This window comes from Rhodococcus sp. IEGM1428 (assembly GCF_050321865.1).
Classification (GTDB): domain Bacteria; phylum Actinomycetota; class Actinomycetes; order Mycobacteriales; family Mycobacteriaceae; genus Rhodococcoides.
On the sequence record NZ_JBNQFW010000003.1, the window covers coordinates 613,037 to 632,431 of the forward strand.

19 protein-coding genes are annotated in these 19,395 nt (G+C 63.8%); 9 read left to right on the forward strand and 10 right to left on the reverse strand.

Going from position 1 to position 19,395, the window contains the following annotated elements; genetic code table 11:
• Positions 1–33: 33 nt before the first annotated feature.
• From ACQR3T_RS17755 to ACQR3T_RS17770, 4 genes are all read left to right on the forward strand, one after another.
• A complete protein-coding gene (locus ACQR3T_RS17755) occupies positions 34–441 on the forward strand; it encodes a YciI family protein (protein WP_428694329.1) in 408 nt (135 codons plus the stop codon).
• Between the two features lie 8 nt (positions 442–449).
• Entirely contained in the window at positions 450–1,607 is a 1,158-nt protein-coding gene (locus ACQR3T_RS17760) for an RNA polymerase sigma factor (protein WP_428694330.1), read from the forward strand.
• A 99-nt stretch (positions 1,608–1,706) separates the two neighbouring features.
• Positions 1,707–2,711: an alpha/beta hydrolase gene (locus ACQR3T_RS17765; protein ID WP_428694331.1), complete on the forward strand. Its 1,005-nt coding sequence runs from the start codon at positions 1,707–1,709 to the stop codon at positions 2,709–2,711.
• 62 nt (positions 2,712–2,773) lie between these two features.
• Positions 2,774–2,989, forward strand: coding sequence for a DUF2945 domain-containing protein (locus ACQR3T_RS17770; RefSeq protein WP_032376283.1), 216 nt, complete (start codon positions 2,774–2,776; stop codon positions 2,987–2,989).
• A gap of 118 nt (positions 2,990–3,107) precedes the next feature.
• On the opposite strand, the gene ACQR3T_RS17775 is transcribed toward ACQR3T_RS17770, so the two are convergent.
• The 3 genes from ACQR3T_RS17775 to ACQR3T_RS17785 form a co-directional block, all read right to left on the reverse strand.
• Positions 3,108–5,114 carry a hypothetical protein gene (locus tag ACQR3T_RS17775; protein ID WP_428694414.1) on the reverse strand — a complete coding sequence of 669 codons (2,007 nt, stop codon included), beginning with the start codon at positions 5,112–5,114 and terminating at the stop codon, positions 3,108–3,110.
• Positions 5,115–5,155: 41 nt separating this feature from the next.
• Positions 5,156–6,397, reverse strand: coding sequence for an ATP-grasp domain-containing protein (locus ACQR3T_RS17780; protein ID WP_094619372.1), 1,242 nt, complete (start codon positions 6,395–6,397; stop codon positions 5,156–5,158).
• 635 nt (positions 6,398–7,032) lie between these two features.
• The gene (locus ACQR3T_RS17785; protein ID WP_428694332.1) at positions 7,033–7,677 is read right to left on the reverse strand and encodes a hypothetical protein; all 645 of its coding nucleotides are present in this window, start codon (positions 7,675–7,677) and stop codon (positions 7,033–7,035) included.
• A gap of 52 nt (positions 7,678–7,729) precedes the next feature.
• Here ACQR3T_RS17785 and ACQR3T_RS17790 point away from each other — a divergent pair, with 52 nt between their 5' ends.
• The 4 genes from ACQR3T_RS17790 to ACQR3T_RS17805 all read left to right on the forward strand — a co-directional run bounded on the left by ACQR3T_RS17790 (position 7,730) and on the right by ACQR3T_RS17805 (position 11,911).
• Entirely contained in the window at positions 7,730–9,853 is a 2,124-nt protein-coding gene (locus ACQR3T_RS17790) for a DUF4132 domain-containing protein (RefSeq protein ID WP_428694333.1), read from the forward strand.
• A gap of 96 nt (positions 9,854–9,949) precedes the next feature.
• Positions 9,950–10,291, forward strand: a complete 342-nt coding sequence (locus ACQR3T_RS17795; RefSeq protein ID WP_428694334.1) for a GNAT family N-acetyltransferase — start codon at positions 9,950–9,952, stop codon at positions 10,289–10,291.
• Positions 10,292–10,371: 80 nt separating this feature from the next.
• Positions 10,372–11,307 (forward strand): pirin family protein, encoded by a 936-nt coding sequence (locus ACQR3T_RS17800; RefSeq protein WP_428694335.1) that lies wholly within the window; start codon positions 10,372–10,374, stop codon positions 11,305–11,307.
• A gap of 28 nt (positions 11,308–11,335) precedes the next feature.
• Positions 11,336–11,911 carry a hypothetical protein gene (locus ACQR3T_RS17805; RefSeq protein WP_428694336.1) on the forward strand — a complete coding sequence of 192 codons (576 nt, stop codon included), beginning with the start codon at positions 11,336–11,338 and terminating at the stop codon, positions 11,909–11,911.
• On the opposite strand, the gene ACQR3T_RS17810 is transcribed toward ACQR3T_RS17805, so the two are convergent.
• Complete coding sequence (locus ACQR3T_RS17810; protein WP_428694337.1) at positions 11,908–12,840, reverse strand: DAPG hydrolase family protein; 933 nt, start codon at positions 12,838–12,840, stop codon at positions 11,908–11,910. The two genes, ACQR3T_RS17805 and ACQR3T_RS17810, sit on opposite strands and share 4 nt — an antisense overlap.
• A gap of 80 nt (positions 12,841–12,920) precedes the next feature.
• Here ACQR3T_RS17810 and ACQR3T_RS17815 point away from each other — a divergent pair, with 80 nt between their 5' ends.
• Positions 12,921–13,535, forward strand: coding sequence for a TetR/AcrR family transcriptional regulator (locus ACQR3T_RS17815; protein WP_052069990.1), 615 nt, complete (start codon positions 12,921–12,923; stop codon positions 13,533–13,535).
• Positions 13,536–13,549: 14 nt separating this feature from the next.
• Here the strand turns inward: ACQR3T_RS17815 and ACQR3T_RS17820 are convergent, their stop codons facing one another.
• Genes ACQR3T_RS17820 through ACQR3T_RS17845 form a run of 6 tightly spaced genes read right to left on the reverse strand, consistent with a single transcriptional unit; the run spans position 13,550 to position 19,382 of the window.
• Positions 13,550–14,275: a YoaK family protein gene (locus ACQR3T_RS17820; RefSeq protein ID WP_052058707.1), complete on the reverse strand. Its 726-nt coding sequence runs from the start codon at positions 14,273–14,275 to the stop codon at positions 13,550–13,552.
• A gap of 50 nt (positions 14,276–14,325) precedes the next feature.
• Positions 14,326–15,078, reverse strand: a complete 753-nt coding sequence (locus ACQR3T_RS17825; RefSeq protein WP_428694338.1) for a TauD/TfdA dioxygenase family protein — start codon at positions 15,076–15,078, stop codon at positions 14,326–14,328.
• Positions 15,075–16,097, reverse strand: a complete 1,023-nt coding sequence (locus tag ACQR3T_RS17830; protein ID WP_428694339.1) for a D-alanine--D-alanine ligase family protein — start codon at positions 16,095–16,097, stop codon at positions 15,075–15,077. Before ACQR3T_RS17830 ends, ACQR3T_RS17825 begins: the two co-directional genes overlap by 4 nt.
• Positions 16,097–17,383: an ATP-grasp enzyme gene (locus ACQR3T_RS17835; RefSeq protein WP_428694340.1), complete on the reverse strand. Its 1,287-nt coding sequence runs from the start codon at positions 17,381–17,383 to the stop codon at positions 16,097–16,099. The genes ACQR3T_RS17830 and ACQR3T_RS17835 overlap by 1 nt, the downstream gene beginning before the upstream one ends.
• Positions 17,380–18,174, reverse strand: a complete 795-nt coding sequence (locus ACQR3T_RS17840) for an O-methyltransferase (protein WP_428694341.1) — start codon at positions 18,172–18,174, stop codon at positions 17,380–17,382. Before ACQR3T_RS17840 ends, ACQR3T_RS17835 begins: the two co-directional genes overlap by 4 nt.
• Complete coding sequence (locus ACQR3T_RS17845; RefSeq protein ID WP_032405697.1) at positions 18,171–19,382, reverse strand: sedoheptulose 7-phosphate cyclase; 1,212 nt, start codon at positions 19,380–19,382, stop codon at positions 18,171–18,173. Before ACQR3T_RS17845 ends, ACQR3T_RS17840 begins: the two co-directional genes overlap by 4 nt.
• Positions 19,383–19,395: the final 13 nt, after the last annotated feature.

Below are 19,395 nucleotides of genomic sequence, written 5' to 3' on the forward strand. Positions count from 1 at the left end.
AAAGAATGGCTGCATCCGACGCTAGGAGACATCATGGCCAAGTACCTCATGCTCAAGCATTACCGCGGAGCCCCCGAGCCTGCCGACTGGATCCCGATGGACCGGTGGACCCCGGCCGAAGTGCACGCCCACATTCAGTTCATGCGAGATTTCGCTGCCGAGCTCGAGAAGACCGGCGAGTTCGTCGACGCGCAGGCTCTGGCCCCCGAGGGAACGTGGGTGCGCTCGGACGGCGAAGGGAAACCTCCGGTCACCGACGGTCCGTTCGCGGAGACCAAGGACCTCATCGCAGGCTGGATGGTGATCGACGTCGACTCCTACGATCGCGCGCTCGAGCTGGCCGGCCAGCTGTCGGCAGCGCCCGGTGCCGGTGGGAAGCCGATCGACGAGTGGCTCGAGCTGCGTCCGTTCATGGAGGCTCCTCCCACGATCGCCGACTGACGATCATCATGGATCCTGGAGTGCTGCGGGCACTGACGCCCGCGGTGATCGGCGTCCTCGTCCACCGCGGAGCGGACTTCGCGTCGGCCGAGGACGCCGTGCAGGAGGCGTTGGTGCAGGCGACCTCGACGTGGGCACTCTCGACCGGGACAGGTGACGCGCCGACCGACCCGAAGGGCTGGCTCGTCACCGTCGCCTGGCGAAAATTTCTCGATGGACAGCGCTCGGAGAAGGCGCGTCGAGACCGGGAAGATCGCCTTGCGGCACAGCCGGAACCGGAGAGCGTGGGGGGCGTCGACGACACACTGCAGTTGTTCTTCCTGTGTGCGCATCCTGCGCTGACTCCGGCGGCAGCGGTGGCACTGACCCTGCGCGCCGTCGGCGGTCTGACGACACGGCAGATCGCGCAGGCGTATCTGGTGCCGGAGAAGACCATGGCGCAGCGGATCAGCCGAGCAAAACGTGCGGTGCGTGATGTGCGATTCGATGCGCCGGGCGACCTGAGCACGGTACGACGGGTGTTGTATCTCGTGTTCAACGAGGGGTACACCGGAGATGTCGACCTCGCGGCGGAGGCCATCCGGTTGACTCGGCAGCTGTCGACGCTGTCCGACGACGAGGAAACGGCGGGTCTGCTGGCGCTGATGGTGCTGCACCACGCGCGCCGTTCGGCGCGAACCGGATCCGACGGTCAACTCGTACCTTTGGCCGAACAGGACCGATCCCGTTGGGACACAGCACTGATCGCCGAGGGCGTGCAGATTCTGCAGACGGCGCTGGCCCGAGATCGGTTGGGTGAGTTCCAGGCCCAGGCGGCGATCGCTGCCCTGCACGCCGACGCGATGCGGGTGGAGGAGACCGACTGGGTGCAGATCGTCGAGTGGTACGACGAGTTGCTCGCCCTCACCGACAGCCCCGTCGTGCAGCTCAACCGCGCGGTGGCCGTCGGGGAAGCCGACGGACCCGCCGCCGGGCTCGCGGCCCTGGCCGAGGTCGATTCCACGGTCCCGAGGCACACAGCGGCGGCCGCGCATCTGCACGAGAAGGCGGGAGACCTCACGCAGGCCGCGCAGTTGTACGCCCGCGCAGCGCAGTCGGCTCCCTCGCTGGCCGAGCGTAACCATCTGACTCTGCAGGCCGCACGGATCCGTGCTGTGACTCCGTGACGGCGTCGAGCAAGCGTACGAACCGATCGGTTTCGTAATCTGATCGTTAGCGGTAGAAAGCGGAATCCGTGCGACCCTCGTATGGTGCTGATGTTGCCAATGGGACTGAAGAGAAAGAAACGAACTCGATCCGCCGCGGTGGTGACGGCCGCCGTGCTGGGATCGATGCTGCTGACCGGAACGTCGGCCCAGGCCCTGCCGGGCAACTCGGGATCGGCCGACGCGGCGGCCGGAGCCGTCGGGATCCATCAGGTGTCGGCCACCCGTGCGGTGCTGAACGTGTTCTCCCCGTCCATGAATCGCGTCGTCTCCAACGAGATTCTGCATTCGCCGGAGGGCGGACCTGCCCCGAGCCTGATCCTGCTCAACGGTGCACTCGGCAACGAAGACGGTGTGGGTTGGCTCAACAACTCCGGCGTCGAACAGTTCTTTCTCGACAAGAACGTCACGGTCGTCGCGCCCATCGGAGGTCGCTTCAGCTTCTATACCGATTGGCAGACAACCGATCCGGTACTGGGCAGCAACATGTGGCAGACCTACCTGACTCGCGAACTGCCCGCAGCCGTCGACGCCGCCTATGGATCCAACGGTCGACGCGGTGTGGCAGGACTGTCGATGAGCGGTGGGCCCGCACTGGATCTGGCGATCCAGGCCCCGGATGTGTTCGACGCCGCCGCGTCGTTCAGTGGCTGCCCGGCACCGTCGAATCCGCTTGCCACCACGGGTATCTCGGCGATGATCGCCGGCGGGCTCAACAACCCGTTCAACATGTGGGGGCTGCCGGGAAGCCAGGGCTGGCGCGACCACGATCCGTCGCTCAACGTCGAACGACTGCGCGGAACGGCGGTGTACGTCAGCTCGTCTCGCGGACTTCCCGGACCGGTGGACCGGATCCCCGAGGGTGCGATTCCACCGTTCGGTGGAATGGCGGTCGAGGCGATGGTGAACTACTGCACGTCCATCTTCGTCGACGCACTGCGCCGGGCCGATGTGCCGGCCACGGTCTCCATGCGCGACGAGGGTGCACACACCTGGCCGCTGTTCGAGGATCAGCTACGCGAAGCCTGGTTCACCACGCTGGCGCCGGCTCTGGGAACCAGGTGATTGCGCCGAGACTTCCGCGGGTACGCGTCGATGGACATCACCGACGAAGGGACCACCCGAAAATGGCGAAAGACGACTTCCACAAGGGCGACAAGGTCGAATGGCAGACCCACGGAACCACTACCGAGGGAACGGTGGTGGAGAAGATCACCTCCGAGACCGAAGCCGCAGGCAGAACCGTGAAGGCCTCGAAGGACGAACCTCAATACCGGGTCGAGAGCGACAAGTCGGGCAAGGACGCAGTACACAAGCCGGAGTCGCTCGACAAGAAGAACTGAGCGACCACGAGGCGCAAACGCGCGCGCATTCGTCAAGTGCGCGCGGATGCGCGGCCTGTTTCGCGCGCGTTTGGCAAACGCGCGCGCGTTTGCGGATCTCGATGGCGCAGCGCAATTCTCAGGCCTGGGGTACCGATCGTTCGGCGCCCCAACTTCGTTCGATGTAGCCGCGTATCCGATCGATGTCCTCGGCGGGGATTCTCTCCGGTTCGCCGTTCTCGAGCGGATCGGTATGGAAGATGTACAAGCGTGAGGCGAACTGGTCGAACGGCAGCGAACCTTCGCCTGCGCGTTCGCCGTTGCCCGCCGTTCCCACCACGACGCCGTCTCCCCAGTCCTGCCCGCTGTCGTTGTTCGGGTTGAAGAAATAGACCCGCATGACGCCGTCGGGGTCGGTGGTCACGCGCAGGATGGTGATGGCGTGCCACCCCACATACCGTGCAGCACTGTCGGTTACGGCCACACCGGCGGGCTGCGGATGAATCAGCGGCTGATGCCCGTTGTACTCGGGGTGATATGCCGCGTAGAACTGCCGCAGGAATGCGTCGAGGTCGACGATATTTCCGGTGGCCACGTCGACGTCGATGTGGAACTCGCGAGCCGACCACCACCCGTGGAACTCCGGGTTGACCCAGCGGTGCGGATCGCCGGGACGATCGGCGCAGCGCCTGACCATCTCGGCGTAGATGCGATCGAGATGCGGAACCAGCAGCAGTGACACCGGATCGAGATCCACCGGGTCCGATGTGGCGACTCCACTGACGCTCTCGGTCGACGAGATCGATTGCCCCTCGAAGTGCATGACGATCTCCTCGTCACGCGCCGCCCACACCACCATCTGTAGGAGGTAGTCGGGATCGTTGTAGGCCCACATCGACAATGCCCGCGCCGACTGGCACGTCGGATTGTCGCCTTGGCCCACGCCGAGCGGCTGCCCGAGCATCGACAACAGTCCACCCAGCAAGCGGGACTCCGGTGCCGGGACCGGCCCGAACGTGGTGTTCAGCTTGTCCTGCACTGCGGGTGCGAGTTTCAGCGACATCTGCCGCCACAACGACGGCACGATCGGCGGTTGATGCAGAATTCCGCGATCGAGCAGCAATGCCAATCCGTAGAGGCACTGCGCGGTCTCGGGGTACACCGTCTCCTCGACGAGACGATGGACCAGTTCCGGATAGCGCGTCAGACACGTGCGACCGGTATCGGACAGGCCCAACGCCTCGGGGAGAACGTACGAGTAGTGATCGGTGAGGTACTGCGTCAGCGTCGCGTGGTACGGCGAGACGAGTCCGGTGTCGTGCATCGCTCGCGCGAATCCGCGGGCCTCGAACTGCAGCGCTTCGACGTCCATCGCCTCGAGCCGCGACCGGTACACCTCCACGCCCGGATCCTCTCGGCACGCATCGGTGGTGCCGAACAGGGCCGTGATCAACCGGTCCAAACCCTGCCCGGAGGTGCCGAGGTCGACGGTCGGGTCGTCGCGATAGATCGCGATGCGGGTGACCATGTCCTTGATGGTGTCCACCTGAATCGGGCGCTGCCGCAGGATCCGCCAGATTTCGTCGACCAACTCGTCGAGCACGCTGTCGTAGCCGATCTGCCCGGCCACGTACCCGAACAGATCACGGATCAGATGCGCGGTGCGACCGAGGCGAACTCGCTCCGACTCGGACGGGGGTGTGAACAGAACGTCGAGATTGACCGCGAGGACCTGAGAAAGGAACCGACGGGCATCCTCGGCGGTGACCGCAGCATGCTCGTACTCGCCCGCAACGATCGCGACCATCCGCAGTTCGCTGGTCGCCTCGAGCACAAAGGTGTCGTCGTTGCCGCTGCGCAGGCTGGGCCCCACGAATCCTGGAACGAGAATGTCCGGCTGCGCCCAATCGGTGCCCGCGAAGAGCCCCGCATTCTCGAGCACCTCGGCGCGCTCACGAATTGCATGACAACCACCGGACTGCAACAGAACTCGATGCAGCGCATCGAGAACCCGCCGCACCTTGGTGTTCTTACTAAACTCGGGTGCATCGGCCAAGGCATGCACCGCATGGTCGAGTTGGGCCAACCGTGATGCCAGCGCTCTGTCCATAGCGGTAGTCGCGTTCGTCGGTGCCGGCTCGTGCATCGTCTGCGACGGAGGGTTGGTGTCGTCCCCGAGTTGTTGCCTCACACGTAGAAGTCCAGTTCTTCCTGATGTTTCAGCAAGTCACGCATGACATAGGTATCTTCGCCGAAGAAGTACAGCAGTCCCCAGTGGGTGCCGAACGCTGTTCTCTTGGTGACGGTTTCCTCGACGGGTGCCGACAGATCGTTGGTCTCGTAGTAGTCGTGCCCGGACGTCTCCTCCGGAATTTCCAGATGGCTGACGACGCGTCGTCGTGGATAGACGCCGAAGCATCCGGCGACGCCGGTCGCATCGACGACCTCGCGCGGGAAGAAGGCGTCGATCTCCTCTTCGGTGGTCTTCGGGTCGAACGCCAGCGCCAAGCCCTGGTAGGCGTTGAAGCCGTACGCCCGCTCCAGTAGCTCGAAAACCTTGAAACCCGGTGGGCGATAGGCAACCTCACCGAAGTACATCTCGCCGTCGCTGGTCACGAAGTACTCGGGATGAATGAATCCGAACTCGATGTCGAAGGCCTTGATCAGCTTCTCGATCTGCACGGTGATCTGCTCGCGGTACTTCTCCAACTCCGGTGTCGCAGGAACGAATACGGAGTAACCGAGCGTGACGTACTCGGAGATGTTGAGAAACTTGATCTTGCCGTTGTGAATCCAGGCCTCGACGGCGAACTCCCACCCGTCGAGGTGGGATTCCATCAGCACCGGAAACTCTTCGTCCGGGATGGAGTCGACCTCGTCGGGAGTGCGAATAACGCGGTGGCCCAGGCATCCTGCCTTGTCGAACGCCTTGAGGTGAATGGGGTCGTTCGGGTCGCCGTCGAGCTTGAGCAGTGTCTGATTGACTCGGCGGAGGAATCGGATGACGTCCTCGCGGTCGTGTGCTTCCTCGAAGATGCCGACGCGAATGCCACCGAGCTGTGCCCGACGCTTCATCAGCGCCTTGTCGCGCAGCAGCATGGCTTGACCGAACAGTCGAGGGTTACCCAACAGCACCGAGTTGATGGCACCGGCCCACTCGACCGTCTCCTCGTAGAGGGGGATCGCGACGTCCACGCCTTCGCTCTGCAGCGTCTCGGCGATCTCGAGCGAGCGATCGTTGAGTCTCTCGAAGTTCCACGGTAGGTACGGAATGTCGTGCTCGGTGCAGTACGCCTCGGCCCACTCCGGGGCGACGACGACGTAGCGCCGATCGAACTTGTCCAGTGCTTCCACCGCGGCCAAACTCCACCCCAGCAGGGCCACGAAACCCTTGTTCGGGTCTTTCTCCAGCCTGTCTGGCTGAGCCATGAAGTTCCTTTCCCTAGATGATTCATCGGTCGAGGTCCTTCGCTCCACCGTACAGAGGTGCTGGTCGGCAATTCCGAGCGGTGTTGAACTGGGCTTATGCGACGACATCGTGTCGGAATCAGCCTCCCGACTTTCCCGCCGGCGTAGGCGCTCTGTTCTATGGTCGTCGGGTGAGTGCGCGACAGACCGGATGGCAGGTCCCCGCTTTGTGGTGGCGACGCGGCGAGGCGTTCCACGGGCGGAGTCCGCAACCTCGATCCACCCGGCCGAGAGCCAGCGCGAAGGCGGCAGTCACAGCGGTGGCTGCGAAGGAAGCCGCTATCGACGACCTGCTTGTTCGAACCGCCGGACGTTTTGGCGAAACAGTCGACCATCCCGAGTCGAATTCGGAGCTGTCGGCGGCCGCGCACGCCTTCGTCGACGGACGGTTCTCGGGCACCGGTGTGACCCCTACCGGTGCTGCTGTGACTCTTACAGTCGTCACCGATCAGCCGGACCACAAGATGCGAGTTCCATTCGTGGACTTCGTCATCGGTCGCTTCGGCGCGGTATTCGCTGCGGAGATGCTCGCCGAGGCTGTAGGCGTGGAGTTGGTGACCCGCGAACTCGTACCGGATCGATCGCGTACCCGGCACTCACTCGGCGTGCGAGATCCCGACGACCTTCGCAATGTCGTGTTCGGAGATTCGGCGAGCAGGGTGCGCACGGCGTTGGCTGCCCTCCCCGCCGACGACTATGCGAACGCGGTGGACAGGCTCGCACCGCAGCGTGGCGCGCGAATCGGGTGCAATCTGTTGACGTCGTTCCTGTTCCCTACCCAGCACGAGTGGGTTGCTGCGGACATCGCGCGGTCGCAGACCGTCCACCGCTACTACCGAAGCTACTGCTATTACCTCTTGGCCAGCGTCGACTCGGTCGATTCGGTCGAGAAAATTCTCGCGCTCGAAGAAACGCGAGATCATGCGATCTGGTCCACCGGGATGAGCATGAACTTCGTATACGCACTGTGTGCGAATATCGGACCGGGTGTCGAGCCCTTCGTAGCCGAGTTGTTCGAGGGCAACCTGTCTGCCCAGCACAAGAAATGGTGTGCCGGGATTCTCGGTGAGATAGACACGGACTCGGGATTCGAGCACTTGGTGTCTCGGCTGGGTAGCAAGTACATCGAGCCCGCCGTGATCGAGGCGATAGCACGATCGCCCGAGCGAGCCGCGCGGTTGCTGGCCGACGCCTCCGGGCCGGATGCCGAGCGGCTGCGCCGGGATCTGGAGCACGTTCATCCGGAGTCCGCGACTCGCAAGCGAGTATCCGGAACAACGCTCGAATCGTCGGATGTCCCTGCGCTGCTACGTGATCCACCGTGGCTCGACCGCGCCGAATCCATGGATCGCGGAGACGTCCGAGAGCAGGTATTTCGTCTCGAAAGCCCCCCCAGCGCCGCTGCGTGTGGCATGGCGGGGAGACGAGCAGCGACAGTGGGCCGAGGCCATCGACGTCTATGTGCCCTATCTCGGGCGCCGGGATTGGCCGGAGGTGGTCGCCGCGTTCGGTCGAGGCACAGGTTTCTGGTCGTTGCACGAGATCTCGTACGCTCCGGAGCATCTGCTGCGTCCGGTGCTGTCGTACGCCCCGACGCCGCGTTACGCGTATCGAGGTGCCATCTCGTTGGGCCGACTGTTGGCCCGATTCGAAGGCGATGCACTCGATTTCGTGCTTCGTGCCGTCCTCGCTGCACCGGCCGGTCAGGCGCAGGTGTTGCTGCCCGTCGTCGGGGGACAACTGACTACGACAATGCTCGAATGGCTCGGCAAGAAGTCGCTCAGACCGGTCGCGTTCGAATGGTTCGATCGCCACATCGACAGTGCAGCATCGGATCTGGTTCCTCTTGCTCTCGGCCGTACCGGACCGAGCCGAACCCTTGCCCGACGCGCACTGTGCACTCTTGCGCGACGCGGACATCGAGACGCCGTGGTCGCTGCCGGACGGTCGTACGGGGAGCCGGCTGGTGCGGCGATAGTAGATATCGTCGTCGCAGATCCACTTCAGGCCCTGCCGCGGCATATTCCGGTAATCCCGGACTGGCTGGACCCGGCGTTGCTCCCCCCGTTGACGTTGCAGGGAGAGCGCGCACAGCTGCCGTCCGACGCGATCCGCACGATCTGCACCATGTTCTCGCTGTCACGAATGGACGAGGTGTACGCCGGCGTTGATATCGTTCGTGAACTCGTCGGCCATCCCGAACTCGCGAAGTTCGTCTGGGACATGTTCGAGAGGTGGTTGCGGGCGGGCGCTCCGGAAGCGCAGAGCTGGACTCTCGACGCCCTCGGGATAGTGGGTGACGACGACACTGCGCGGCAATTGACCCCGCTGATCAGGACCTGGCCGCTTCAGTCGGCGCACCGACGCGCGGCGATGGGACTCGAGGCCCTCGCCATGATCGGGAGCGACGCCGCGCTCGGACACCTGTGGTCGATCTCGCAGTCGCTCCGGTTTCCTGCTCTTCGCGCCAAGGCCGACAAACTGATTCACCGAATCGCCGACGAGCTGAATCTGACGCCTCTCGAACTTGCCGATCGATTGGTGCCGAACTTGGGGCTCGACGCGGACGGTACGACGACCTTCGATTACGGAGACCGAACCTTCACCCTCACGTTCGATCACGAGCTTCGAATAGTGGTCGAAGACAACGACGGTAAGGTCCGAGACCGGGTACCGCGGCCCGGCCGCACCGATTCCGACGGTGCGCGCGAGGAATACCGTCGGTACACCGACCTGAGGAAGGATCTCGAGGGGGTGCGCACCGAACTCGTTTCTCGGTTCGAGAAAGCCATGGTGAACCAGCGGCGCTGGACCCTGTCGCAGGTTCGGACCCATCTCGTCGGGCATCCGTTGACCTGGCATCTGTGCAGTGCTCTGGTGTGGTCGACGACGGACGGACGATACTTCCGATTTTCCGAGCTGCGTCGCCCCGTGGGCCCGGACGGCCGCGATATCGAGGTCGCAGACGGCGATCTTGTTGTCGTGGCCCACCCGGCAACGATGGGCGACTCGCTCGGCAGCTGGACCTTCATGCCGGAGCAGCCTTTCGAGCAGGTCCGACGGGAGGTCTTCAGGACGGATGTCGCCGCCGAGATGGCAGCACTCGAGGGTCGCAAGACGACTACCGATCAGCTGCTCGCGCTGGGTGAAAGAGGATGGAAGCGTGAGGATCCGCAAGACAAGGGTGCCCAGATCTCGCTGAACAAGCGTCTGGATTCCACGACGGCGGTGATCATGGCGTTTCCCGGCTTCAATGTGTCGAATCCGAGAATGTGGGGCGAACAGAAGATCGTCCACGTCTTTCACGGCGGACTCGAATTGTCGGTGATTGCGGCATCGGAACTGCTCGGTGATCTGGCGATGCTCGAGACCGAGCCGATTCGAGGCGACGAACCCGACCTTCGAGGTGAGCCGTGATCCGTACGGTCGAGTTCTTCGAACGGCTGCAATTTCGACGAGAATGATCGACGATGATTCGGCGCGGTGTGCGCCTGGCGAAGCGAGGAGCCCGACATGACGGTCGACAAAACGGGTGTGCAGGTCGAAATCACCCAGCAAGCAGATCGTTTCACCGTCTCGGTCGACGGCACACAGGTCGGCTTCACCGAGTTCGTCGACGACGAGGATGCGCGACGCATCTTCTTCCACACCGAGGTCGACGCGGCGTACGGCGGGCGTGGTCTGGCAACGATTCTCCTGCAGCAGGCACTCGACGCCACCCGGGCCGACGCCAAGCGCATCGTCCCGATCTGTCCCTTGGTGGAGGCGTTCGTGGGCAAGCACTCGGAATTCGACGACATCGTCGAGCAGCCCACCGACGAGATTCGGCAGTGGCTGGCCGACCAGCAGGGCTGACGGCGGGAATACCGTCGGGCACCGGTAGGTTGAGCTCGATTAGTAGTTGCAGAGTCAACTACCCTGCCGAAAGGGAAGCCATGCCCGCAGTGACGGTCGACAATATCCTCGCGTTGCCCCGCATACCCATGCCCGACGCCACCGCCGTACCCCGGCCGGTCCGGTCCGTCACGACGGCTCCGACGGGGTACGAAGGCGAGGGTTTTCCGGTCCGCCGCGCGTTTGCCGGACTGGACATGTCGTCCCTCGACCCGTTCATCCACATGGATCAGATGGGCGAGGTGAACTACGCGCCCGGTGAACCGAAGGGCACGCCGTGGCATCCGCACCGCGGATTCGAGACCGTCACGTACATGATCGACGGCATCATGGAGCACAAGGACTCTCACGGTGGTGGCGGCATCATCAGCGGCGGCGACACCCAGTGGATGACGGCAGGTGGGGGAATTCTGCACATCGAGGCCCCGCCCGAGCATCTGGTGCTGTCGGGCGGGCTGTTTCACGGTGTTCAGCTCTGGGTCAATCTGCCGCGGGAGAACAAGATGGCGCACCCGCGCTATCAGGACATCACCGGTAGCAAGGTGGCGTTGGCGTCGAGTCCCGACGGCGGTGCGCTCGTTCGCGTCATCGCCGGTGAGATCGCCGGTATGCAGGGTCCGGGCTCGACCTACACTCCGATTGCGCTCTCGCACAGCACGATAGCTCCCGGGGCGCAGCTGACCCTACCCTGGAACAAGGATTTCAACGCTCTGGTCTATGTGCTCGCGGGCGAGGGCACCGTCGGTGCGGAGAAGCGCCCGATCCGGATGGGGCAGACGGCGTTGTTCGGCCGCGGCGACACCATCGAGATTTCCGCGTCAGCAGTGGGGGAGTCGCTGGAGGTGTTCGTTCTCGGTGGCAAGCCGATTCGGGAACCCGTTGCCATGGCGGGCCCGTTCGTCATGAACACCAAGTCCGAAGTGGTTCAGGCCTTCGAGGACTACCAGGCCGGACGGCTGGGCGTTCCTGTCGAGTGATCGCAGGAGCCGTGCAACGATTCGGGGTATGACCGACGCCGAGACCCGTATTCGCAGAACCCGGTTGTATCGCCGGTTGGTCACCCGTGCGGGCGGTCCGCTGCCGCCCGCACGTGCAGCAGCACGGCTGTCCGCCTACGTCTACGGAAACATTCTCATCCTCGCGGCCGTCGTGGCATCGACGCCCGGCTCGATCGAGCACGGAACAGCTGCGGTGGTGGTGCTGGCGACGGCAGGCACGACGTTTCTGGCGCACGTGTTCGCCGATTTCGTGGCCGGTAGTCAAATACCGGAGGCGCACGGAGACGCCACCGACGAGCAACGCAAGTTCAAGGCTTTCGAGGAGCTTCGCGATGCCGTCCCCATCCTGAGTTCCGGCACCGTCCCCGCGCTGATGCTGGCGCTCGGCTGGTTGTCGGTGCTCCCTGCGCAGTGGTCGGAACTGCTGGCCGGTGGTGTCATAGTGGTGCGCATCGCCACGATCCAGATGGTCACCGAACGAATTCGCGGCAACCGGTTGACCTTCCGTGCATTTCTCGGTGGGCTGGCCACCGCAGCGGTTGCGGCACTGATCGTGCTGGCGAAGGTGTTTCTGGGGCACTAGCTCCCGAACTCGGCGTACAACTCGGGCAGGAAGCCGGCGAGGTGGTTCATCTCCTGTCCGCAGTGCAGCATCAGATCTCGGGCGAGATCGAGCCCGAGCACGAGGTCGGTCGGATCCACCGACGCTCCCCGGCGGACGGCGCACGCAGCCTGCTTCACGTTCGGTACGTGCAACCCGCGCAGGTTCAGGTGCAAGCGGCTGCGCATCTCTGCACCACCGTCGACGGGTCTGACCTGATGGGCCAGCCACCCCAGGTCCACCGGTGCGATGGAGCTTCCCACTCGACCGAAGACGATCGTCTGATCCGAGGGAACGTCGAAGCCGTGCGCGATCGGATCACGAAAGCCGATGCCCAGTTGCTGCAGTTTCGGCCCGACGTACTCGTCCACGAAGGTCGTGTTGCCGACGTACTTGGCCTTGTCGGGTATGTCGAGTGCCGTCCGATCCTCTGCAAGAGCGGCGTACAGGTGGGCATCGGGATGCCACAGCTTGTAACGGGCAGCTTCGGTGGAATGCCATCCGAACCACCAGTCCCACATCGCCGCTGTCACCCGAGGCATCACGGTGCGTACCGCCACGAACGTCACCCCGTCGGCTCTCTGCCCGTATCCGGTCTCGACCCTGGAGTATCCGGTGGAGGCGAGATCGTTTGTGATCGAGTCGAATCCGGGTACCGCGTCGGGTGAGAGCGGGGGGCCTGCGTAGGTATCGGCCACCGCGGTCGGTGCCGGAGTCGTGTGCTCTGCCATGTAGTGGGCGTACGGCCGGTCTCGGTCGGTGTCTCGATAGCCCCGGTAACGCTCTCCGCATTCGTCTGCAGACCCCAGCGTCGGTGCTGCGGCCGCCTTCGAAGCAGACCCCAGGACGGTTGCGGTCACCGCTGCTGCGGCACCCACGACGACCTGGCGCCGTGTCGGTTTCCTGTTCATTTCCCCCCCATGCTCAACGTTTGTTGAGAGTAGGTCGTGGGCTCAGGGCATGTCAACGACCAGTCAGTACACTGCCCGGTATGAGTCCTGCCACTCCCAAGGACGACGCATCCAGAGTGCGGCGGCGCGACGAGATCGCAACAGCGGCGATCGACGTGCTGGCCACCAAAGGCTTTCGTGGGCTGACGCATCGGGCGGTGGACGAAGCAGCAGGCCTCGGCCCGGGCTCGGTGAACTATCACGCGCCCACCAGAAGTCGATTGCTGCACTTGGCGCTGGGGCAACTGTTCGCCCGCGACTTCGAGATTGCCGGGGCTACGTTCGGCAGTCTGGTCGACGTCAAACCACTGACCGTGGACGTTGTGGTGACCCGAATCGTGGATTTCATCCAAGCAATGACGACGGGCGACGCCGCAAAGCGGGTGATTGCGCGAGCCATCATGCTCGGCGAGGCTCAGCACGATCGCGAGGTGCGCGAGTTGTTCGATACTCAGCGCGGCGCATTCGTCACGTTCGCCCAGTGGATCGTTGCGTCACTGGACTCCGAGGACCCGCAGGCGGAAGCCGAGACACTCGTCGTGATGATCGAGGGCTTGATTCAGCGCCAGGTGCTCATCGGATCACGACTGCCCCGGTCGCTGGTGGAGCAGATGCTGAGAACGATCGTCGGATCGTCACCGCTGATCGCGGAATAGCGCCGCACGCGTCATCAGCCCAGCAGTGACTTTCGCTCGGTGTGGGTGAACGTGAAGATCGTCGCGCCGAAGCTGATCAGTGCGGTGAGAAGCAGTACCTGCGGTCCGGTGATGACGACGCCGATGAATGCGCCGACCACCCCGCCCAGTGCGAACGACCCGAGAAGGGCTGTGTAGCAGAGCCAGTCGTAGTGCGTCCCGCCCCCGAACAGATGTCGCTCGATACCTTGGCCGAGTTTGACCAACGTTCCGGTGACGTAGCTGAGCGGAATGTACGTCTCTTCCTTCTTCGTGAATGCGGTATTGAGCGCGCCGAGTGCGAAGGCCACCAACAGAATCGGGTAGAAGTTCACGTTTGCAGACGACCAACCGGAGATGGCGATATCGATCGTCCCGGCTGCGGCGAGTGCGATGGTGGTCAACACAGTGGCCCCGTGCGGATGGTTCGACCAGTAGCGCCGCCTGCAGATCGACGAGATCACCACGCCCGCGAGAAACGACCCCATCAGGGCCAGTGCAGCCCACGGCGAAGCGCCTGGCGCAACCTCTTTGCCCTCCGGGTGTCCGAAGTGGCCGACGACGGCGCGTTCGGTGTTGCCGGTCATGAAGGTCACGAAATAACCGGCGGAGTGCAAGAACGCCACTGCGCCCACCATCCCCGCGAGTCCGGAAAGAATCCAGGACAGGCGAGCTTCGGCGCCGACGGCTGTTTCGCGGCTGATCGACAGAGGGGAAGTCATGACTCGATTCTCCGGGCGGGGGGCGAACCAGCAACTCTTTGAGTCGTCGGTCACATAACCGACGTGTTCTCCGCATTCGCGATCATTCCGCGGTGCATCACCCTGTTTCCGACCACCCCGCTGTGGTCGGCCCTATGCATCACACATCGGTTGTCCCACATCACCAGATCGCCAGGAGCCCACGCGTGCTGCACCACGTTGTCTGCGCGAGTGGAGTGCTCGAACAGGTACCGGATGGTCTCGCGCGTGTCCTCGGAGTTCATTCCGCTGATCGCGACGCATCGGGCGGGTGCCGAGAGCGCGAGTGCAGTGCGGCCGGACACCGGATGGACTGCGAACAAAGGATGCTCGGCAGAGGAATCGCTGTCCGACGCCACCCCGGTCACCCGATGCGTCACCGTACGCCCCGCCAGGTTCTCTTTCACTGCCGCAGGAAGCGTGTCGTACGCCGAGTACTGGTCGCTGAACTGGGTGCTGCCGCCGACTGTCGGTACGCACACAGCTCGTAATGCCGTGTACGCGGGAGGATTCGGCACGTACGTCGTATCGACGTGGAACGTCGACTTCGGCGGGGTGGTGCGGCCGATGTTGCTGACGACGTTCAGGTCGGGAAATCCCGGGACCGGAGTCTCACCCTCGGTGAACATGAGATCACCGAACCGGCGAAGGAACTCGATGAAGCGTCGGTCGTCCATCGGTTGGTCACGCAGGATCAGTACACCGTATTCGGCCAGCTGCGTTCGCATGTCGTCGACCGAGGCCGAGTCCAGATCCAGACTGCGAATTTCCATTCCCAACGTCATGATGCCAACTCCTTCACCGACAGTTCCCGGAGCGAGTGCGCGAACAGGCGGTCGATCGTGATGTCCGCTGCCGCGGCCATCACCGCAAGCACACTCGAGGGTGAGTACGAGCAGTAGAGACCGGCTTCGAGGAACCAGGGTTCTCCGTCGGGATCGATGCGGAAATCGAACAGTCCGTAGTGCCGGCAGCCGAGCGACCGATAGCACGATCGTGCTGCCGCCCAGACCTTCTCGGTGATCGGATCCGAGGTGTCGACTATCCACGCCTTGGTCTCCTGTTTCGCGACCAGGAACAGATCTCCGTCCGCGGTCCGATCCAACTTGTCGGCGCTCGTGCGCACGGAGTCGACGGCGTACTCCTCCAGGGGAAGACACACCAGCTCGCCGTCCACCGCGATGATGCCGCAGCGAACCTCCCGTCCGAGCGGGATATACGATTCCACCAGTGCGGCAGACGAATACGCCAGCGCGTCGTGGATCGCGGGTGCCAGAGAGTCGTCGTCCTCGACGAGCGTGACTCCCATCGAGTTGTCCGAGTCGACAGGCTTGACGACGACGGGTAATTCGAGATCGACTGTGCCGCCACTGCGTACCACCACGCCGGCCGGGACGGCGACTCCGGCAGCAGCGACGACGGCACGGGCCAGCGCTTTGTCCGCCGTCATGGCCATGACGTCCGCGGTGTTGCCCACGTACGGGACATCCATCAGATCGAACAGGCTGCGGTAGGTCGTCATGCCGGGCAGGCAGAACATCTGCGGCACCATGACGTCGAAGTGCCACGCAGACATGACGTCCACTGCCTGAGCCAGGGACATCTGCGGTGCCGCAGCCACACTGGCGGAGTCGATCCCGCCGGGAAAGCTCCACAGCCCACCCGGGGAGACGAAAGCCACCTCGAGTCGGTATGCGGGATCGCCTCCGAGCGCGTCAAGGAAGCCCCCCGCGTACACCCGAGACAGATCGCAGTGGAACTCGTCCACCGAGGATCCGACGAGTACCAGGACCGACAGTGCCATCAGTCGCCTCCGTTCTCCACGAGCTTGCCGATGTTGAAGTCGATGCGAGACCAGCCGCGGCGCGCCGCGAGATTACGCAACAGCAGGGATGGAATCTGTAGGTGATGCACCAGCAGGTACGGCAGCGGATCCCAGCCGGTCAGGATTGCGTCCTTGCCCCGAAAGATGGTGCGGAGCCGGGACACTCGATTGCCTTCGGTGAGCAGACGCCACAGCTCGTGGTAGATCCAGTACGTCGGCCGGGCCGTCGGACGCGGCACGATCATCGGACGATCGTCGTCGAGGTACGCCGCGGCCAGATCGGGGTGGTCGTAGAACATCGTGATGGCCGAGTGGGTGCGCGGGTTGCATTCGATGGCGTAGACCCGGCCATCGGCAGCGGACTCGATGAAGTCGAACGACAGCTGCCCGGTGGTATCGAGCGAGGAGACGAATGTGTTTACCCAGCTGAGGATTTCGGGCTTGTCGATCATCTCGTAGTTGACCTGGAAGGCAGACGACACGCAGCAGCCGTACACCTGAAGGCGACCTTCGCGCACAGTGCCGTGTGTGCAGTACTCCTGTCCGGCGATGAATTCCTGCAGGATCCACGGGTCGTCCTCGGTGATGTGCAGGCTCCGGGCGAACGAGGAGTTGCGCTCGGGCGTATGCGCCGACAACCGCGTCAGATCCATTCGGCCGACCGGGTTGTACGAGATTCGCTTGAGGATGTACTCACGACCCGGCGCAAACTCGAACTCGTCGATCTGGGCGGGGTCGGTGATGCGTCGGAAGTCGGGAACACGCAGTCCCAATGACGCTGCGTGCTCGGAGAATCTGGACTTGTCGTCCACCATTCGCACGATGTCCGCGTCGCCGTGGATCACCTCGCAGTGCGCATCGAGGAGCGTACGTGCGTCCGCGTCGTGAATGCTCGCGGCCGGGCTTGCGACGGGCACGAAGACGTCGACCCCCTCGCGGCGAACGATGTCCAGCAGGGCCTGCGCGTATCCCGGATCACCCGGATCGGGAATGCAATGGAAGCGGTCGACAGAGCGGGAAAAACGATGTCCGGTCCAGCGGTACTTCGACGACTCCACCAGGATCACCCGATGCCCGGCGAGATGAAAGGACCGGGCGAGTTGCAGGGCCTTGGTCATCTTTCCGCCGCTGATCAGAATCGTTCTGGGTGAACGGGTTCGATGGGTGGAGGGCCGGGTACCGCGCAGCGCGGCCACCCCCACCACCGCAAGATCGAGGGGAAGGGTGGCCGTGAGGCCTATCAGTGCTGCAACGGTGCGGATCATGTGCGCCGGATCAGTGTCACGCCGTCGCGCAGAGGAATCAGAACCTGTTCAACGCGAGGGTCGTCGGCGACGTAGTCGTTGAATTCGGCGATGGCCCGGCCGTTCTCGCTCGGCTGCGCAGCGTAGGGCTGACCCTGCAACAGGGTGTTGTCGACGGCGATCACGGCACCGTCGGAGAGCAGATCGCTCTCGAGCAGATACTCCACGTACCCGCGGTATCCGGTCTTGTCGGCGTCGATGAACACCAGGTCGAACGACCCGTCGAGCCCGCGCAGGGTGTCGAGCGCAGGCCCCACCTGCACCGTGATGGCAGATCCTGCAGTCGATTCCGCGAAGCAGGACTGCGCGAACTCGGCCACGTACGGATCCACCTCGCAGGCGACGACCTCGCCGCCTGCGGGCAGCGCCTCGGCCATCGCCAACGCCGAGTAACCGGTGAACATGCCGATCTCGAGCACCCGCGTCGCCCGGGTCATGTGTACGAGGAACGCCAGGAAGCGTCCCTCCACATGGCCGGAGAGCATTTCCATCTCCAGGGGCCCGGAACCGGAGACCACGTCACGTGATCTCCAGTCCGCAGAGCGGGTCCGCGACGCCAACGAAGCCAGAGCCGCAGATTCGGAGGTGGTGCAGGTGTCGAGATACGGGTCGAGTCCCGCCGCGAGATCGCGGGCCCGATGCACACGGGTGGTCAGCTCGTCGGTCACCCCGGCGTCGAGTAGTGCGGCAATCTCGCCGAGTTCGCGCGCCAGAATTGTCGTCGGGGTGACCGGTCGCGGCTGCGCAGTCACGGCGTCGGTGCAGTGAACATGTCGAGGCCTTCGCCGGCGCGTGGAAAGTCGAGGCAGATCTTCTTGTGCAAGGTCAGCACATCGGCCAGCTCGTTCGCATCCAGGTCGTTGAGGAAACGGCAGGTGCCGATCGGGTCGGGTACTGCGGCGCGCAGAATTCCGTCACGGGTCTTGAGGATCGATGCCGTTGCCTCCGAGAGCAACTCGGGTGTCAGGTAGGGACTGTCGAGCGCCAGTCCGATGCTGCTCATGACGCCCAACACTCGATCACGGTCGGCACTGGACAGATGGCCTCGCTGTTCGGCGACGGTCGTCGACAGAGCCATATCGATATTGATGGCATGACCGTGAAAGAACGGAGCGGGCGGCGTCAGCTCGAGCGTCGGGCTCCACGTGTGGCCGAAGGCGATGACGCGATCGAGGTCGATCTCGTGCAGGTTGGGAGCCTCGAGCTCGAGCATCGTCGCAATGGCCGAGTACGTCAATCGATCTGCCACGGAACGTAATTCGGGTGTCCCGTCGAGGTGGCCGAAGCGAGTGCGTAGCAGTTCCGGGCCGTACTGCTCCAGCATCTCGAAGATTTCCAGGTTTCCGACGACGGAGATCTTGATCAGCTCTGCCATCCCGTTGCGCACCTGGTCCTCGGGCAGCGTGCCGAGGAACGAGAAGTCGAGCAGCACCTTCTGCGATGCGTGGTACGCACCGAGTCGGTTCTTGTGCTTGCCGTAGTTCACGGCCACCTTGATCGACACGCTCGCGTCGATCAGGCCGATCAACGTGGTGGGAATGCGGATGTACGGGGTGTTCCGTCGGTAGCTGGCGCACGCGAAACCTGCTACGTCCGTCGTCAATCCACCACCGACCACCAGGACCGGCTCGGTGCGGACCAGGCCGAAAGCGTCGAATTCACCGACGATGCGCTCGAAGGTCTCCAGCGACTTCGCGGTTTCCCTGATCTGTACCGGGACTACCGTCAATGCGATGTCGTGATGATCGAAGTACGCGCGGATTCGGTCCCCGTAGATCTCGTGAACCGACTCGTCGACGACCATCAGAGCGCGTCCGTACGGACGGTAGCTGTCGGCCAATTCGGTGTTCTCGAGGGCGAAGACACCGTCGACGTAGATCAGGTCGTACTCGATGCGCTCGTATCCCTCGACGCGAAACGACCTGTCTCCGGCAACGACCTGGGCCTGAAGATTGCTCACAATTACTCCTGGG

Excerpts from the sequence above, each read along its gene's own strand:
- ACQR3T_RS17755 (WP_428694329.1), top strand. The coding sequence starts at position 34 with ATGGCCAAGTACCTCATGCTCAAGCATTACCGCGGAGCCCCCGAGCCT.
- ACQR3T_RS17760 (WP_428694330.1), top strand. The coding sequence starts at position 450 with ATGGATCCTGGAGTGCTGCGGGCACTGACGCCCGCGGTGATCGGCGTC.
- ACQR3T_RS17765 (WP_428694331.1), top strand. The coding sequence starts at position 1,707 with ATGGGACTGAAGAGAAAGAAACGAACTCGATCCGCCGCGGTGGTGACG.
- ACQR3T_RS17770 (WP_032376283.1), top strand. The coding sequence starts at position 2,774 with ATGGCGAAAGACGACTTCCACAAGGGCGACAAGGTCGAATGGCAGACC.
- ACQR3T_RS17775 (WP_428694414.1), bottom strand. The coding sequence starts at position 5,114 with ATGCACGAGCCGGCACCGACGAACGCGACTACCGCTATGGACAGAGCG.
- ACQR3T_RS17780 (WP_094619372.1), bottom strand. The coding sequence starts at position 6,397 with ATGGCTCAGCCAGACAGGCTGGAGAAAGACCCGAACAAGGGTTTCGTG.
- ACQR3T_RS17785 (WP_428694332.1), bottom strand. The coding sequence starts at position 7,677 with ATGAACGTGCTCCAGATCCCGGCGCAGCCGCTCGGCATCCGGCCCGGA.
- ACQR3T_RS17790 (WP_428694333.1), top strand. The coding sequence starts at position 7,730 with ATGTCCCTGCGCTGCTACGTGATCCACCGTGGCTCGACCGCGCCGAAT.
- ACQR3T_RS17795 (WP_428694334.1), top strand. The coding sequence starts at position 9,950 with ATGACGGTCGACAAAACGGGTGTGCAGGTCGAAATCACCCAGCAAGCA.
- ACQR3T_RS17800 (WP_428694335.1), top strand. The coding sequence starts at position 10,372 with ATGCCCGCAGTGACGGTCGACAATATCCTCGCGTTGCCCCGCATACCC.
- ACQR3T_RS17805 (WP_428694336.1), top strand. The coding sequence starts at position 11,336 with ATGACCGACGCCGAGACCCGTATTCGCAGAACCCGGTTGTATCGCCGG.
- ACQR3T_RS17810 (WP_428694337.1), bottom strand. The coding sequence starts at position 12,840 with ATGAACAGGAAACCGACACGGCGCCAGGTCGTCGTGGGTGCCGCAGCA.
- ACQR3T_RS17815 (WP_052069990.1), top strand. The coding sequence starts at position 12,921 with ATGAGTCCTGCCACTCCCAAGGACGACGCATCCAGAGTGCGGCGGCGC.
- ACQR3T_RS17820 (WP_052058707.1), bottom strand. The coding sequence starts at position 14,275 with ATGACTTCCCCTCTGTCGATCAGCCGCGAAACAGCCGTCGGCGCCGAA.
- ACQR3T_RS17825 (WP_428694338.1), bottom strand. The coding sequence starts at position 15,078 with ATGACGTTGGGAATGGAAATTCGCAGTCTGGATCTGGACTCGGCCTCG.
- ACQR3T_RS17830 (WP_428694339.1), bottom strand. The coding sequence starts at position 16,097 with ATGGCACTGTCGGTCCTGGTACTCGTCGGATCCTCGGTGGACGAGTTC.
- ACQR3T_RS17835 (WP_428694340.1), bottom strand. The coding sequence starts at position 17,383 with ATGATCCGCACCGTTGCAGCACTGATAGGCCTCACGGCCACCCTTCCC.